Origin of the sequence: Pseudomonas lini (genome assembly GCF_001042905.1) — a bacterium.
Lineage (GTDB): Bacteria > Pseudomonadota > Gammaproteobacteria > Pseudomonadales > Pseudomonadaceae > Aquipseudomonas > Aquipseudomonas lini.
On record NZ_JYLB01000010.1, the window covers coordinates 1 to 15,382 of the forward strand.

At 58.9% G+C, this 15,382-nt stretch carries 14 protein-coding genes; 3 read left to right on the forward strand and 11 right to left on the reverse strand.

What is annotated here, in order from left to right:
• Positions 1–754: 754 nt before the first annotated feature.
• The 10 genes from TU81_RS24600 to TU81_RS24645 all read right to left on the reverse strand — a co-directional run bounded on the left by TU81_RS24600 (position 755) and on the right by TU81_RS24645 (position 12,820).
• Positions 755–1,498 carry an SDR family oxidoreductase gene (locus TU81_RS24600; protein ID WP_048396959.1) on the reverse strand — a complete coding sequence of 248 codons (744 nt, stop codon included), beginning with the start codon at positions 1,496–1,498 and terminating at the stop codon, positions 755–757.
• Between the two features lie 115 nt (positions 1,499–1,613).
• Positions 1,614–2,141 carry a nitrous oxide reductase accessory protein NosL gene (locus TU81_RS24605; protein WP_048396961.1) on the reverse strand — a complete coding sequence of 176 codons (528 nt, stop codon included), beginning with the start codon at positions 2,139–2,141 and terminating at the stop codon, positions 1,614–1,616.
• Between the two features lie 31 nt (positions 2,142–2,172).
• Positions 2,173–3,003, reverse strand: coding sequence for an ABC transporter permease (locus TU81_RS24610; protein WP_030130697.1), 831 nt, complete (start codon positions 3,001–3,003; stop codon positions 2,173–2,175).
• Entirely contained in the window at positions 3,000–3,923 is a 924-nt protein-coding gene (locus TU81_RS24615; protein WP_048396963.1) for an ABC transporter ATP-binding protein, read from the reverse strand. Before TU81_RS24615 ends, TU81_RS24610 begins: the two co-directional genes overlap by 4 nt.
• Positions 3,920–5,209 (reverse strand): nitrous oxide reductase family maturation protein NosD, encoded by a 1,290-nt coding sequence (locus tag TU81_RS24620; protein ID WP_048396965.1) that lies wholly within the window; start codon positions 5,207–5,209, stop codon positions 3,920–3,922. Before TU81_RS24620 ends, TU81_RS24615 begins: the two co-directional genes overlap by 4 nt.
• Positions 5,210–5,236: 27 nt before the next feature.
• A complete protein-coding gene (gene nosZ / locus TU81_RS24625) occupies positions 5,237–7,156 on the reverse strand; it encodes a TAT-dependent nitrous-oxide reductase (RefSeq protein WP_038982764.1) in 1,920 nt (639 codons plus the stop codon).
• A 55-nt stretch (positions 7,157–7,211) separates the two neighbouring features.
• A complete protein-coding gene (gene nosR, locus TU81_RS24630; protein ID WP_048396966.1) occupies positions 7,212–9,392 on the reverse strand; it encodes a transcriptional regulator NosR in 2,181 nt (726 codons plus the stop codon).
• A gap of 109 nt (positions 9,393–9,501) precedes the next feature.
• Entirely contained in the window at positions 9,502–10,890 is a 1,389-nt protein-coding gene (hemN, locus tag TU81_RS24635) for an oxygen-independent coproporphyrinogen III oxidase (protein ID WP_048396967.1), read from the reverse strand.
• Between the two features lie 22 nt (positions 10,891–10,912).
• Positions 10,913–12,259: an oxygen-independent coproporphyrinogen III oxidase gene (locus TU81_RS24640; protein WP_048396968.1), complete on the reverse strand. Its 1,347-nt coding sequence runs from the start codon at positions 12,257–12,259 to the stop codon at positions 10,913–10,915.
• Positions 12,260–12,376: 117 nt separating this feature from the next.
• A complete protein-coding gene (locus TU81_RS24645) occupies positions 12,377–12,820 on the reverse strand; it encodes a CopD family copper resistance protein (protein WP_048396970.1) in 444 nt (147 codons plus the stop codon).
• Between the two features lie 273 nt (positions 12,821–13,093).
• On the opposite strand from TU81_RS24645, the gene TU81_RS24650 reads away from it, so the two are divergent.
• The 3 genes from TU81_RS24650 (at position 13,094) to TU81_RS24660 (ending at position 14,675) form a co-directional block, all read left to right on the forward strand.
• Positions 13,094–13,357: a hypothetical protein gene (locus TU81_RS24650; protein WP_048396972.1), complete on the forward strand. Its 264-nt coding sequence runs from the start codon at positions 13,094–13,096 to the stop codon at positions 13,355–13,357.
• A gap of 83 nt (positions 13,358–13,440) precedes the next feature.
• Positions 13,441–14,118: an SOS response-associated peptidase family protein gene (locus TU81_RS24655; protein WP_038982770.1), complete on the forward strand. Its 678-nt coding sequence runs from the start codon at positions 13,441–13,443 to the stop codon at positions 14,116–14,118.
• Positions 14,119–14,258: 140 nt separating this feature from the next.
• Positions 14,259–14,675 carry a CBS domain-containing protein gene (locus TU81_RS24660; RefSeq protein WP_038982771.1) on the forward strand — a complete coding sequence of 139 codons (417 nt, stop codon included), beginning with the start codon at positions 14,259–14,261 and terminating at the stop codon, positions 14,673–14,675.
• 195 nt (positions 14,676–14,870) lie between these two features.
• Here TU81_RS24660 and TU81_RS24665 read toward each other — a convergent pair whose 3' ends face one another.
• Positions 14,871–15,125: a hypothetical protein gene (locus TU81_RS24665; RefSeq protein WP_048396974.1), complete on the reverse strand. Its 255-nt coding sequence runs from the start codon at positions 15,123–15,125 to the stop codon at positions 14,871–14,873.
• Between the last annotated feature and the right edge of the window lie 257 nt (positions 15,126–15,382).

Genomic DNA, 15,382 nt, shown 5'->3' on the forward strand with positions numbered 1-15,382 from the left:
TGCCCTCGCTCCGGTCCTGCTCCGTGGGCCCGCCGCCATCGGCCATCCATGGCCGGGGGCGGCTAACCCGGCATCCATGCCGGGTTGCCCACTGCGCAGAACCTCCACTCGGCCTCTCGAGGGGGCGAATACCGCAAAAGCACCGCGAGGCGGCCTACCGGCCGGCCTATCACTTCAAGCGTACGCATTCCCCTGTGATGATCGTTCCCACGCTCCGCGTGGGAATGCATCCCGTGACGCTCTGCGTCACCATTGCGCAGGACTCAAGCCTTGCGTCGCGAGCGGAACGCGGAGCGTCCCCGGCGGCATTCCCACGCGGAGCGTGGGAACGATCAGAGTGGGAACGGCTCCTGTTGCTTTGCTTTGCTTTGCTTTGCTTTGCTTTGGCTTTTGATTTTGACCTTGACCTGCCCCGTCGGAAGGCCGAACGCAGGTTCTGCGCAGTGGGCACCGCGGCAAGGATGCCGCGGTAGCCGCCCCCGGCCATGGATGGCCGATGGCGGCGGGCCCACGGAGCAGGACCGGAGTGAGGGTATGGCGAGCCTAGGCGAGCCACCGTACGTCAGGGGCGAAAGCGTTTGGTTACTTTGCGCTTTCCAAAGTGACCCGCCGTAAGGGCGGAACCCATAGTAGTCGTTACCGCAGCAACGGATATGTACACCATCAAAACCTATGTCACCCGACACGCCGCTTTCGCAGGCAAGCCAGCTCCCACAAGGGTCCGGGAACATCCGCAAAACTGTGAGTTAACCCATCACCCCAAGCTGTACCCATTATCAACCTTCCAATCCTGCCCATAAACACCCCGGGCGCCTTGGGACAGTTGAAAGATAATCACATTGGCCACCGCCGACGCATCGAGAAAATGCCCCGGCAGCAGACGCTTGCCAAGGGTATCAGCGACGTTATCGAGTTCCCCATCGCTCAACCCCAGGTTGTCCCACATCGAGGTCGCGGTCGGCCCCGGAGAAACAAGGTTGATGCGCACGTCATAACGCGCAAACTCCACCGCCAATGTGCGTGCCTGAGCCGCCAGCGCGGCCTTGCTGGCAATGCAGGCAGCCAGACCGGGAAAGCTCGAACCGGTCAGAAAACTACCGACAAACACCACCGAAGCCGGGTTCGCCAACTCACCGCGCAACGCCGCCAGAGTGTTCAACGCCCCGGCACCATTGACCGCCCATTGGCGCTGGAAGGCCGGCATGTCCAGGCTGTCGGCCATTTCGGCAATGCCCGCGTTGGGCACCAGATAATCCACCGGCCCCAACGCTGCAGCCCGCCGGGCCAACTCGTAAAGGTCGTCCTGGCAGGTGACATCCCCGGCACACCATTGCAACCGTTCGCCGTAGATCTGCTGCAAGGCTGGCAATTCACCGACGGTGCGTGACATCGCCAGCACCTTGACCCCGCGCGGCAACAGCGCGGCGCACAACGCCAGGCCAATCCCGGAGCTGGCGCCGGTGATCACCGCCAGACGATCCTGAAACTCGGTTTGCATCATGTTCTCCTGGGCATCGTTAATGCCAAGCACTGGGGACGTTGTGAGCCCCTATCTTTGAACAGACGCAGAAATACTGACTTGACGGCGATCACTTTTCTCGATGGCTCGCCGATCAATGAGTCGAGTGCGACATCGCTGTCTGCTGCTGAAGCACCGCCTGATCGATCTCGCTGAACCGCAGCACACGACCGCCCTGCTCGGCGGCCAGTTTTTCCGCAGCCTGCTGGCTGGAGAAAGACGCCAATACCACACCCATGGCGCCTTTGAGTTGGGTGCCGACCACGTAAAACGCATCCTTGGCATCGATCAGATGCGAATCATTGGGTGCGTTCCACGGACTGCGGCCCATGTCGTGGACATACAACCGGGCCTCGCCATGATGATTTTCCGGTTGCAGCCACCAACCGATCATCTCCGCCGTGGAGCAGAATTTCTTGATGCCGCTGCGCTCGACCACTTCGCCCTTGGGCCCGGGGAAGCCGTCGATGATCATGCCGCAAACATGGCATTCATCACTGGGATGAAAGGCAGTGGCGGCGTCGCTGTAGGTGGCTTGCACCGGTTTGTCACAGGCCGCCAGCAGCAGACAGACCATCAGGCCCGCCACGGCGCGTGCCGTCGTCGAATACAGATTACTCATCGTCAGATGCTCCAAAAACCAAGGTGTGAATTCATGTCGCCCGTCGACGGAACAGCAGCCAGGCCAAGCCCAAAGGCACCGCCACCCACAGCAACAGGCACAACCAGAGCATCGAGCCCGGCACAGGCAAATCGCTGCCCAGGGTCAGCACGCCAGCACTGCCGGCGCCGGGCTCGAAACCGGAGAGATTGATCAGGCGATAGATGTCGGCGGGGTTGAGCAGCAGTAACCAGGGCAGCACCTTCGGGTTGAACTGCCCTTCGCTGAGCACCAGCAGTGCCAGCAGCGCCAGGTCGAACACCAGCACGAAAAAGAACCACACCCCCAGCGCCAGCCCGGCGGCGGTGGATTTCTCGGCAGACACACTGCTCAGCACATAGGCCAGCCCTAGAAAGCCCCAGCCCAGTAACGTCGACGACAGCATGAATCGTCCAAAAGCCCAGAGCAGCAGGTTCAGTTCGACGTCCTCAACCAGCACCGCAATCGCGAGCATCGCGCAGCCGAAACCGATGAGGGTTGCCAGCGCCAGGATCAATCCGTGACCGACGAACTTGCCGAGCAGGATGTGCCCGCGTCCCAGCGGGTAGGTCAGCAACAGCAGCAACGTGCCGCTTTCGTCTTCGCCGACGATGGCGTCATAGGCCAGCAGCAAAGCAATCAACGGCATGAGGAATGTCGCCAGGCTGGCGAGGCTAGCGATGGTGGCGGGCACCGAGGTGAAGCCCAATTGCCCGGAAGCCGCCGCCCCCAACCAGGCGATGCCGGTCGCCAACACCGCGAACAACAGACTGATCGCCAACAACCAGCGGTTGCGCAAGCCGTCATTGAATTCCTTGCGGGCCATGTTCCAGATCGGGTTCATACGGTCTCTCCACTGGGGGTCGCACCGGCCCGGCCCATGTAATAGCGGTAAATGTCTTCCAGGGACGGTGGGTCGATTTCCACATCAGCAGGCTCGTGTTCATTAAGCAGTTCGCGCAGCAGGTCCAATTTGTTGCCATTGAGCGCAGCCACTTCAAGGCCCTCCACGCCCCAGCGCTGGGTGATGTGCCCGGCGTTGTTCCAGGATTGCTGCAAAGGCCCGGCGTGCTTGAGCCCGTTGGCGCGAATCAGCGTCGGCAACCCGGCTTCCTCGCGCAAACTGCGCAGACTGCCGAGGGCAAGCAGGCGCCCTTGGGTCAGAATCGCGGCACGGTTGATATGCGCCTCGACGCCCGGCAATACGTGGGAACAGAGAATGATGCTGGTGCCCTGTCTGCGCAGCCGGTCGAGTAACCGATAGAGGTCTTGTGTGGCGATGGGATCGAGGCCGACGGTCGGCTCGTCGAGCAGCAATAAACGCGGTTCGCCGAGCAAGGCTTGCGCCAGTCCCAGGCGTTGGCGCATGCCTTTGGAGTAGGTCTTGACCCGTCGATGAGCCGCGCCCGCCAGGCCGACTTCCTCCAGCAGCACGTCCACCTGCGCGGGCGCTGCGCCTTTGAGTCGGGCGAAATGCCGCAAGGTCTCCAGGCCGCTCATCTGCGGATAGAAGGTCACGTTCTCCGGCAAATAGCCCAGCAGACGCCGAACCTGCGGATCACTGGGCAAGCGGCCGAACACCCTGACCTGCCCTTCACTGGCCTGAAGCAGACCGAGCACCAGTTTCATGCTGGTGGTCTTGCCCGCGCCGTTGTGCCCGAACAAGCCGAGCACTTCACCTTCGCCCAGGCTCAGGTTCAACTGATGCAACACGGTGGTGTACCCATAGCGCTGGCTGACGCCTTCCATGTCGATGACGTTCATGCGGTGGGCTCCTGGGTCAGGGGTCGTGTGGTGGGATTCATCAGTGGATGGCTGTCCAGGACGCCGGGCGATTTCATCACCGGAAAGGCCCGTTGCACCCAGCGCAGCAATTCAATCCCGGGGCTGTTCATCAACAGCCGCACCTGCGGGTACAGCCACAGCAGGCGGTCGACGTTGTCGTTGGGTTCGTAGGCGATATCGCCCAGGCCATCGTTGTTGCGATCCCAGCCCAGGTAATCGCTCCAGTAATTGCCCCGGCCATCCGCCGACCACTCCTGCAAGCGGGTGGCGACGTATTTGACCTGCCGTTGGTTGCCGACAAACGCGTTGTCGCCGATGCGGTTGTCTTCGGAGCCGGCGGTGAGGTGAATGCCCACGGCGCTGTGCTCGAAGTGGTTGTGTTCGATGCTGTTGAACAGCGAGTTGTAGATGAATAGCGCCTTGCCTTCGGCGCCACTGATCATGCTGTCGCCGGTTGAGCCGTCGCGCACGTCCGTGACGAAGTTGTCGCGCAAGGTTGAATAGGTGATGTAGTTCATCAGGATGCCGTAGTTCTGATCCTGTTCGGAGCGGTTGCCGATCACCGTGAGCTTGCGGCTTTGCATCAAGGCGTAGCCGGTGCGGGTGCGGCGGGTGGTGTTGCCGATCAGCCGGTTGTCGTTGGCGAACATGTAATGCACGCCGTAACGCAGGTCTTCCAGGGTATTGTCCTGCAGCAGGTTGCCGTTGGAGGTATCGATGTAGATGCCATCGCGGGTGTCGCGCACCTGATTGCCAATGACCCGGGCGCCATGCACCGCATACAGATGAATACCGTTGCCACGATCCTGAGAACGCAGCGCCGTATCCCCCTGAATGTGGTTGTCGATCAGGCTCACATCCTGAGTCCCGTCGACCCAGATACCGAAGCCCTTACCCTTCAGGCGATTGCCTTTAATCACCGCGCCATGGGCTTTGGGCTGGATAAACACCGCTGCATTCATGGCCGTGAGGTCGTGGCCCCAGTTCACAAAGGTGCAGCCCTCGATGCCGACATCCGGCGCACTGATGATCAAACCGTTGCCCTGCCCCTCGCCCTGAAATACCGCGCCCGCCTCGCAGACAATCTGCATCGGTTGATCGACGCTGAACGAGCCACGGTACTCGCCCGCCGGCAAGTGCCAGCGTTGTTCAGCGTCAACCCGCAACGGCAACGTGGTGATCGGTTGCACCGCCAGCGCACTGCCGGACATCAGCAAGAGCGCAAACGCGATCACCTTGATCGGATTGCGCTTGATATCGGTCATCGGCCCGCTCCCGTCGAATGCCAACCGTCAGGCCCGCTCGACCTTCATGCGGCCGACCATTTCCATGTGCAGCGCATGGCAGAACCAGCTGCAGTAGTACCAATGCAGGCCGGCCTTGTCGGCGGTAAAGGTGATGGACGAAGTTTGCTGCGGGCTGATCTCCATGCTGGCGCCATGATTGGTCATGACGAAACCGTGGGTCACGTCTTCAATCTGGTCGATGTTGGTGATGATCACAGTGACCTCGTTGCCCTGCTTGACGGTGAACTCGGTCAGACCATAGGCCGGCGCCATGGAGGTCATGTAGACCCGTACATGATTGCCGTCGCGGATGACCTTGTTGTCAGTCTCCAGGTTGATCCCGTCTTTCTTGGCCAGCTCCACGGTGGCGGCGAAAAACGGGTCATTGCGGCTCCAGATCTTTTGGGTCTTGATCTGGTCCCGGCGCGCCAGGATGCAATCGTGAGGTTCGGCAAACGCAGGGCCGTCATGCACCAGCTTCATCTCGTCGCCGGAAATATCGATCAATTGGTCGTTCTCCGGGTGCAGCGGCCCGGTCGGCAGGAAGCGGTCCTTGGAGAATTTGCACAACACCACCAGCCACTTGCCATCCGCTTCACTGGTTTCGGTCAGCGAGGCGTGGTTGTGGCCAGGCTGGTACTGCACGTCGAGCTTCTGCTTGATGTAATTGACCTTCTCGCCCTTGTAGGCACGAATCGCTTCCTCCATGTTCCACTTCACCACCTGGCTGTCGATGAACAACGTGGTGTAGGCGTTGCCGCGACCGTCGAAGGTGGTGTGCAACGGGCCCAGGCCCAGTTCCGGCTCGGCGACGATAACCTCGCGCGGGTCCTTGAATTTATCGGCGAACAGGTCGTCCAGCCGGTCGATGGCAATCATCGATACCGTTGGCGACAGCTTGCCATTGGCAATGAAGTACTTGCCATCGGATGAGGTGTTGAGGCCGTGGGGGTTCTTCGGCACCGGGATGTAGCGAGTGAATTCGGAGTCCTTGCCATCGGTTTTACGACCGTCGACCACCGGCACTTTCGAGTCTTCCAGGGTGATGAATTTGCCGGCCTTGATCGCAGCCTCGATGCGCGGGATGTTGAACACCACGACCCAGTCGCGCTCGTTGCGCATCATGCCGCCAAGGTCGTAAGCCTTCTCCGAGTTGTAGCAGGTGGACGCGGCGTACTTGCCGGTGTAATCGGCGTCGGAGTTGTCCAGGTTGCCGTCGACAATCACCTGGAAAGCCATCTCCATTTTCTCGGCATCGATGGCGTTGAACATGGTGAAGCTGTTCTTGTCTTGCAGGTCGAAGGTGCTGCCGTCATTGGGGTGCGGGATGACGAATTCGGCATTGGCGAACACGTACTGGGTGTAAGGCACTTTTTGCAGACGCAGGCCGTGAATGGCCTGCACGTTCGGCACGGTGAGGATCTTGTCGCACTTCATGATGTCCAGGCGGATGCGCGCGACCCGGGAGTTGGCCTTGTCGTTGATGAACAGGTACTTGCCGTCGTACTTACCATCGGTCATGGAGATATGCGGGTGATGGCAATCGCCATTCTGGAACTTCGCACTGTCGCCCAGGATCCGCTTGCTTTCGTTGGTCAGGCCCCAACCGGTGGCCGAGTCGACGTTGAACACCGGAATACGCATCAACTCACGCATCGACGGCACACCCAGCACCCGCACTTCGCCCTGATGACCACCACTCCAGAAACCGTAGTATTCGTCCAGCTCACCGGGGCCGACATGGATTTTCGCCTGCGCATCCTTGACCGCGGCCGCCCACGACTCGCGGCTGAACACTGCGCCGCCCAACGTCGTGGCACCCGCCAGCACCGCACCGGTGACGGCGCTGCTGCCCAGAAAACCGCGCCGACTGAGTCCGGTCTGTTCTTCTTCCTGCACCGGTTTTGTGGATTCTGTGTCAGTCATGTTGCGTACTCCTTGAAGGGATAAAACGGTCACTGCGCACATGCGCTCGCAAGCTTCATTCAGCAGCCGGCACTTCCACGACAGGTATCAGTTGCACCGCCACGGGCGCCGGTTTGCCGCGCTTCTTGCGCTTGTTGATCAGCGGCGGGCATTTGTCTTCGTTGTGGTAGGTCATTTGGCAATCGAGGCAGTAGTGGCACTCGTTGGCATTGATCCGGCCATCAGGATGAATCGCCTGGATCTCGCATTCCTTGGCGCACAACTGGCAGGGGCTGCCGCATTCCTTGCGGCGCTTGAGCCAGTCGAACAGGCGCAATTTGGTCGGGATCGCCAGCGCCGCGCCCAAAGGGCAGATGTAGCGGCAATAGACTTTGCGCGTGAAAATGTTGATCACCAGCAGCGCCACCGCGTAGAGCACGAACCACCACTGGCGGTCGAACTTGAGGGTGATGGCGGTTTTGAAGGGTTCCACCTCGGCGAACAGCTCGGCGGTGGACATCGATTCCAGGGAAATGCCGAAAAGCAGCAGCAAGATGATGTATTTGATCGCCCACAGCCGCTCATGCACCGCAAAGGGCAATTCGTACTGGGGAATTTTCAACGTGCGCGCCGCTTCGTTGATCAACTCTTGCAAGGCGCCAAACGGGCACAGCCAGCCGCAGAACACGCCACGGCCCCACAGCAAAATGCTCGCGGCGGTGAAGACCCAGAGCATGAAGATCAGCGGATCGGTGAGAAACAGCTCCCAGCGAAAGTGCTCGAACAGCGCATGAACAAAGGTCAGGACATTAACCACCGACAATTGCCCCAAGGCATACCAGCCCAGAAAGACCACGGTAAAAAGCAAGTAGCCACGACGCAGCCAGTGCAGAAAGCGTGGCCGGCGGGTGAGTTTGTCTTGCAGGAACAGAATGGCCGTCAGCAGCAACAACGCACTCGCGAGGACGGCGATCTGGAAGTGTTTCTGGTACCAGATGTTCAACCACATCGGCCGGCTGGCTTCGTCGATGGCCGCCTGTTCTTCGGCACTGGGCGCGGGTCGTTCAAGGTAGGGCTCGGGCAGTTGATAAGGCAGTTCGAAGCTGCTGAAGGTGCCGCTGACCGGTCCCGTCTGACGCCGCACCAGGAGCTCCAGGGACCAGGGCGATCCCGGGTCGAACCCCGCCGGTTTGCGGACAATGAAAATCGACATTTCAGTGAACTCGGGCATGCCCTTGGCAAATACGTCGGAGAGCCGCTGATGGTCCATGTCGCGAAAGCTGATGACGTTGCCGAACTGGCGCAATTGCACCCGATCGAAAATCCCGCCGCGCACATAACCCGAGCCTTTATAGGAAAACAGCCCACGCCCCAGCACCACGATGGCCTGCTCGCCGGGTTTGAGTTCCTGCATGAGGAAGCGATATTGATTGTCGCCCAGCAACGCGCGGCCAATGGTCGGTGGGTTCAAGTCGGCGGTGTACAGCTCGATAAAGGTGTCATCGACTTGATCCGGGCCAGCGTTGTCGACGCCTTCGGCTTCGGTGCTCTTGAAGGCGGCATCGACCTGCCCACGGGTCAGGTTCAACCGGCGAATGGCGCCGTTACCGGTCAGTTGCTCCCAAGTGGCAGGCTCGAAAAAATCCTGGCGCACGATGGCGGGCTTGTTCACCTCCCCGCCCCTGTCCTCAATCAGCTTCAACGATACGGCCACCTCATGGGCGGCACGCATGATGACCTCATTGACCACCATGGCGGTGACCGTTGCGCCGGCGATGGCATCCACGGTGACCGCGCTCGGGTCGCTGGAATGGCCGACGACTACCCGCTGACTGACCTTGATCCCTTTGTATCGGGCGCTGAAACCGTGGAGTTTTTCTTCGGGAATGCCGATCAGCAGAATCGGTTCGTGGTGCTCCAGCACATAGGCGTCCTGAATCACGCCAGCGGTGTCGAGAATCACCTGGGTGTTGATGGGTTTGCCCGAGTAGGCCGGAATGTCCACCACATCCAGGCTCTGGAACACATAACCGATGACCTTGCCAGCGGCGGACAGCGTGCGCACCTTGAACTTGCCTTCGGCTGCGGACACCGAATCGGTTTGCGGGAAGACCTTCTCGATGCGCTGCTGCTCGATGTCGCCGTATGACTTGGCCTGCACCGTCGCGAACGCTGCGATCATCAGCAAGACCATCACCACCAGCCCGACGCTCCAGATGCGCAGGTTGCCATGTGTCGAAGGCTGATGGATTGTCATGAGCTCGCTGATTTCAAAGGGGCTTGCGGCAATGTTAGGGAGCGCTGTGTGCCCCGCCCTTGATTGAAATCAACTCGATAAAATTCCTCGCACCAGAGCGCCCGAAGCCTCAAACGGTGCGGGAAAACCGGCCTTTTTGCTCCCCTCCCAGATAGGCGTCAAATGCCATCGCGGCACTGCGCATCATCAAATGCCCTTGCGGCAACAGCACCAACTCGTCGCTGTGAATCTGCAACAGTCCGTCACGCACCTGCTCGTCCAGTTGCGCCAGCGCATCGGCAAAATACTCGGTGAAGCAAATCCCATGACCCGCTTCGAACTTGGCGAAATCGATCCTGCCGTGGCACATCAGGTCGCTGATCACTTCGCGGCGCAGCAAGTCATCGGCGCTCAAGCGATAACCACGATGCACCGGCAACAAACCTTGATCGATACGGGCGTAGTACTGCGAAAGCTCCTTGACGCTCTGGCTGTAGCTGTCGCCGACCTTGCCGATCGAAGACACTCCCAGGCCGATCAAGTCGCAGTCGGCATGGGTCGAGTAGCCCTGAAAATTGCGTTGCAGGGTGCCATGGGTGCGGGCCAGCGCCAGTTCGTCTTCCGGCAAGGCGAAGTGATCCATGCCGATATAGACATAACCGGCTTCGGTCAGGCGGCGGATGGTCAACTCCAGCAACTCCAGCTTGCGCTCCGGTGGCGGCATGTCCGCCGGGCGAATCAGCCGTTGCGCGCGCACCAGCTCGGGTAAATGGGCGTAGCTGTAGGCGGCAATCCGGTCCGGACGCAGGGCGATGATCTTGCCGAGGGTGACGTCGAAACTGTTCACCGTTTGCAGTGGCAGGCCGTAAATCAGATCGACGCTGATCGACTTGAATTGCGCCTCGCGCGCCGCCGCGACCAGCGCGTAGATCTGTTCTTCACTTTGCTGGCGATTGACCGCGGCTTGTACGTCGGGATCGAAGTCCTGCACGCCGAAGCTCAGACGATTGAACCCCAGTTGGCGCAGCGACTGGATCTGCTCGGTGTTGATGGTGCGTGGATCGACCTCGATGGAAAACTCATGGTCATCGCTGTCGTCCATGTCGAACGCCTGGTGCAAGCAGTCCATCAGGCCCGCCAGCTGTTCACTGGTCAAATACGTCGGCGTGCCCCCGCCCAAGTGCAGCTGCGTGAGTTTGCGCGTGCTGTCGAACAAGACGGCCTGCATCACGATTTCACGCTTGAGGTACGTCAGGTATTCGACGGCCCGATGGGTTTTCTGGGTAATGATTTTGTTGCAGGCGCAGTAGTAGCAAAGGCTCTTGCAGAACGGAATGTGGATATACACCGACAATGGCTTGGGCACCGCCGCCAGATTGCTGTCGGAGGCGGCACGCTGATAGTCGTCAACGGCAAACGCCTGATGAAACTGCGGCGCCGTGGGATAAGAGGTATAGCGCGGCCCGGGACGGTCATACTTTTCGACCAGGGCTCGATCGAAATCGAATGCAGGTTTCATGATCAATCAACTCGCAGGTGGGTTAATGCCTTGCACTGCCCGAATCCTTTTCAAACAGGTTGCAGATGGCATCCACTTCCGGCCGGCCGGCGGGAAGAATGCTGATGAAACGGTCCGACAATTCAATCAACCCGTCGCGACTCAATTGCTCCAGCAATGGCCAGACAGATGCAAAGTACTTGGAGAAAATCAGGCCATAGCGCCGCTCGATGGCGCGGATATCCAGCTCTTGATCACACGCCAGTCGCTCCATGACCATGTGCCGTATCTGATCCCCCGCCTCGAAACGCCAGCCACGAGACGTCGGCAATTGGCCCCGGTCCAGCTGTTGCTGATAACGCTCGATGGCGTCGGTGTTTTGCGTATACAAATCGTCGATCTGACTGATAGCCCCCAAACCGAAGCCGATATGGTCGCAATAGCCGTGACGGGTAAAACCGTCACACGTGCGACGTAATCGGCCGCGCTCCTGAGCGATCGCCAGATCATCGTCGGGCCGCACAAACTGCCCCATACCGATGTAGTGATAGCCCACGGCGATCAACTGTTCGAAGGCGATCTGGCGCATCGCGCCTTTATCGTCCTGGCTGCACAGTTCTCTGACCTGGTCGCCGAGCATCGGCCGATAACGGCGTGGTGGCCGGGCATAGTCGAACACCATCAGCCTGTCCGGCTCCAGTTCAATGATCGCCGCCAGCTTCAACGCGAAGCTTTCTGGCGTTTGCCAGGCATGACCAAAACCCAGATCGACATTGATCGATCGATAACCAAAGGTGCGGGCGGCATCGATCAATGAATGAATGGGGGCCGGGTTCTGGTAGCAGGCCACCGACATGTCACAGTCGGTGTCGATATCCGGAACGCCAATGCTGACATGATTGAATCCCTGGTTGCGCAACGCACCCATGGTCGACCAATCGGTATGGTGAAGGTCGACATCGACGCTGTAGTCGCCGCACTCATGCTCGAGAAAGTTGAATCGATCACGCAGGTGATTCATCAGGCGCTCGAGATGAGCGATGGTGGGTGTTCCGCCGCTCAGGTGAAATTGTTCGACCCGTTGCTCCGCTCCCAGATGACAACCGACGAGGTCGATCTCCTGTTCCAGGCGTTGAAGGTACTGTTCGATTTCGCCGTGCTCGCAGGCGACATCGCGCGGGGAACAAAAGGATGGCTTGAGGCTGGAAGGCAGCTGCACGTTCAGGGCGATCGGGCGGCGTTTCTGCCGGCTGACGCGCAAGGCGCGAAGCAAATCCAGAGAGCCGATGCCGTCATGAAACTTTTGTGTGTCGGCATGGCAGTTGGGGTCGAGTACGCCCTGATCGCACCGAGCGATCAGATCGCCGGGGGCGTGAGAAAAATCGAGCATGACAGGTCTCCGAGACTGGCTGCGGATCAACAGTGTCCGGGATTGGCGATCAATGCTCCTTGACTTGTATCAAGCGCAAGCCAAGTGCTTGCAGGACAGACCTTGGGGCAAGGCCGCTCACCACGTCAGGTAAAACATCCCCTTGGCCAGCAGCACAATGACGACCATATGGCAGAACACACTGCCATGGATGAAATGCAGGTATCGAGCGTTCATTCGGCCGCTTTTGAACAGCAAGATGGCGGCCAGGAAATGCAGCAGCACGCTCACGGCGACCATGATTTTCAACAGCAACAAGGTGCTGAACGATGAGGCCATTGGTGTTGCAAGGACGGGCAAATAGCGCAGCCAGACCATGCCCAGCCCCGCGCCGAACAATACCAGTAGCACCCACGGCATCAGGGTGCGGGCTCGGCGGCCAATACCCTCCTCGACCAGCAACATCACTTTGGCGGGCAACTGTTTGCGGATGCTTTCCAAAAAAAGGACTTCGAAGAACACCGTGCCGATAAAGATCAAAGCGGCAAACAGATGAAAGGTTAGAAACAGCGGATAGAGCATGAATGTTCGCCCTCAGTTCAGCTGTCGGTTTCTCCGGAGAATACAGAGCAGCTCGACTCAGGCGATTGACATCAATCAAGAAACCCGCGAATCCGCGCCGCCAGGGGCCGCGCCACACCGATCCTGTGCGGCGCGATCAGCCAGGCTATCGAACACAAGTTCGACTTCGTGCCATTCATCGACAATACTCAATAATCGAAAGTACCTGCCGATAGTCAAAACAATGCCCCGGCATTAGGGGATTTTAGAACGTGTAGTAATGGGTTCAAGCTTATGAAAGATATCTATCTGCTGATCGAGCATGGAATGGATCAGGGCGAAGTTTATGTACTTGGCTGGTTCGATGATGAGAAAAGGGCCAAGGAAGTGGCCGAGGAGAAGGAGTGGGAGGTGTACCGCGCCAGCTTGAAAACTGAGCATCCCTGGTCAAATCACAAACCGCTGGCGCCAGACCAGACTAAATATCGTCGTTTCTGGATCAAAGAGATTTCCAGATTTGATCACGTCCCGGTTCCCAGGTCCTCAGCGGTTCATTGACCCCCATCCGACTTCGGCTGCTCGGGGTACGCCCCACCCTGAAACTATTGTCTAAGCTCAGGATTAAGCATGAGGGCTCAGCCATGTGCGGACGACTTTCGCAGTATCGAGGTGTTCACGAGTTCGTGGCGGCGTTGAGTATGCCCAACGCCTTGGTCAACAATGCTGGCGATCAGCCGCTCGAACTCTACAACGCCGCGCCGTCGACTCAGCTCGCCTTGTTCCACGAGGAAAGCGGCATGCTGCACGCCGACAGGGTTCGTTGGGGCTGGCGACCGCACTGGGCCAGGGATCACGCAACACCGATCAACGCCCGGGTTGAGAAAGTCGCCCACGACCCATTCTTCAAGGAGATATGGCCGCACCGGGCAATTATTGCCATCGACAACTGGTTTGAATGGGTTTACGAGGGCGGTCCGAAGAAACAGCCTTACCTGATCCGTCGCAAGGATCACGCGCCGATCCTGTGCGCCGCCATTGGTCAGTATCCAAGGTACGAAAAGGAGCCGGACGAGCATGACGGCTTCGTGATCATCACCGCGGACAGTGAAGGTGGCATGGTGGATCTTCACGACCGTCGGCCTGTGACGCTCAGTCCCGAACTGGCCCGGGAATGGATTGACCCCTACACGCCCAAGGAGCGCGCCGAGCAGATGCTCCTGCAGCAACGCGAACCTTGCGACGTCTTCGAATGGTTCAAAGTGGACATGGCCGTGGGCAATGTGAAGAACCAGGGCTCAGAACTGATAGAGCCTATCTAGGGCCTGAGCACCATGACCCGCCCCAATCAATCCGTCACCATGACGAATGGGGATAAAACAATCTGAACCCGCACTTCCCCTCCAAGTCGAAAAATTGGCAGCCCTTAATCACTGAAGCATCACTTTAAAGGAGTCTTTTCATGAAGATTTCGGAAGTCATGACGAAAGATGTTTTAACAGCCAAGCCAAGCCAGACGATCCAGGAGGCCGCAAACATGATGGCCAGGATCGATAGCGGCGCCATCATGGTTGAGGAGCAAGAGCGTCTGATTGGCATGATCACGGACCGGGATATAGCCATCAGAGCTGTAGCCGAAGGACTCCCCGGCAAAACCCCTATCAGTAAAGTAATGACTGGCGGCATCCGCTATTGCTTTGAGGATGAAGACATAGAGCATGTGGCAAAGAACATGGCGGACGTGCAACTGCGTCGCCTGCCCGTGCTCAACCGAGACAAGCGTCTGGTTGGCGTTGTGTCGCTGGGAAACATTGCCAGCACTCGATCTCAATCCGCCGCTGCGACGGTTTTGCGCGGAGTGGCACAGGCTCATCATTAACCGGGCCGCTAAGCGTTCATCAGGATTAAAACTCGCATGGATCTGGCACGCTCGCCTGGCCTGGAATCCCGTTCGAAACCCGGTTTCAGGGTCAGGCGAGTCCTTGTGCACACATCCACCACAACCGTCTCGCAGAGATAACCTTCCCACACCCAGTGCGCCGTTCGCTGGGGCGCATGCTTATTGCGCGACACATCAGTTTGGCTCGACGAGCAGATCCTTGTCCTCTGCGCCTAGCGCCGGCTCCTGGTCTTCCAGTTTGTCGGTTTCTCGCTTCTTTTTCAGTCGAGCTCGAGTGCGCTCGGTGTCATAGGTTTTTCCGTCGGCCAAGGCATTCAGGGTTGTTGAAATCCGATAGAAACCACCACACGGCTCACAATAAATACGCAAGCCGCCCCCGAACGAAAGATCTTCCAGCGCATTAGTGTTTCCACACAGCGGACAGTTCATAGCCACCTCCTGATCATTCAGTTAGCCGCTTTCAGCCCGCCATAAATGCTGACAACCTGGGTAGGGTGTGATGACGAATAGCGGGGACATGTTGATATCGACAGGGGCTATCCATGGAGGTTGCTTGTTTTTTTGTCGATAGATCGAGCAATACCTGTGTGAGCCCCTGCAGGAGCTGCCGAAGGCTGCGATCTTTTGATCTTGATCTTTCAGGAGCTGCTGAAGATCAAAAGATCGCAGCCTTCGGCAGCTCCTAC

Excerpts from the sequence above, each read along its gene's own strand:
- TU81_RS24600 (WP_048396959.1), bottom strand. The coding sequence starts at position 1,498 with ATGCAAACCGAGTTTCAGGATCGTCTGGCGGTGATCACCGGCGCCAGC.
- TU81_RS24605 (WP_048396961.1), bottom strand. The coding sequence starts at position 2,141 with ATGAGTAATCTGTATTCGACGACGGCACGCGCCGTGGCGGGCCTGATG.
- TU81_RS24610 (WP_030130697.1), bottom strand. The coding sequence starts at position 3,003 with ATGAACCCGATCTGGAACATGGCCCGCAAGGAATTCAATGACGGCTTG.
- TU81_RS24615 (WP_048396963.1), bottom strand. The coding sequence starts at position 3,923 with ATGAACGTCATCGACATGGAAGGCGTCAGCCAGCGCTATGGGTACACC.
- TU81_RS24620 (WP_048396965.1), bottom strand. The coding sequence starts at position 5,209 with ATGACCGATATCAAGCGCAATCCGATCAAGGTGATCGCGTTTGCGCTC.
- nosZ (WP_038982764.1), bottom strand. The coding sequence starts at position 7,156 with ATGACTGACACAGAATCCACAAAACCGGTGCAGGAAGAAGAACAGACC.
- nosR (WP_048396966.1), bottom strand. The coding sequence starts at position 9,392 with ATGACAATCCATCAGCCTTCGACACATGGCAACCTGCGCATCTGGAGC.
- hemN (WP_048396967.1), bottom strand. The coding sequence starts at position 10,890 with ATGAAACCTGCATTCGATTTCGATCGAGCCCTGGTCGAAAAGTATGAC.
- TU81_RS24640 (WP_048396968.1), bottom strand. The coding sequence starts at position 12,259 with ATGCTCGATTTTTCTCACGCCCCCGGCGATCTGATCGCTCGGTGCGAT.
- TU81_RS24645 (WP_048396970.1), bottom strand. The coding sequence starts at position 12,820 with ATGCTCTATCCGCTGTTTCTAACCTTTCATCTGTTTGCCGCTTTGATC.
- TU81_RS24650 (WP_048396972.1), top strand. The coding sequence starts at position 13,094 with ATGAAAGATATCTATCTGCTGATCGAGCATGGAATGGATCAGGGCGAA.
- TU81_RS24655 (WP_038982770.1), top strand. The coding sequence starts at position 13,441 with ATGTGCGGACGACTTTCGCAGTATCGAGGTGTTCACGAGTTCGTGGCG.
- TU81_RS24660 (WP_038982771.1), top strand. The coding sequence starts at position 14,259 with ATGAAGATTTCGGAAGTCATGACGAAAGATGTTTTAACAGCCAAGCCA.
- TU81_RS24665 (WP_048396974.1), bottom strand. The coding sequence starts at position 15,125 with ATGAACTGTCCGCTGTGTGGAAACACTAATGCGCTGGAAGATCTTTCG.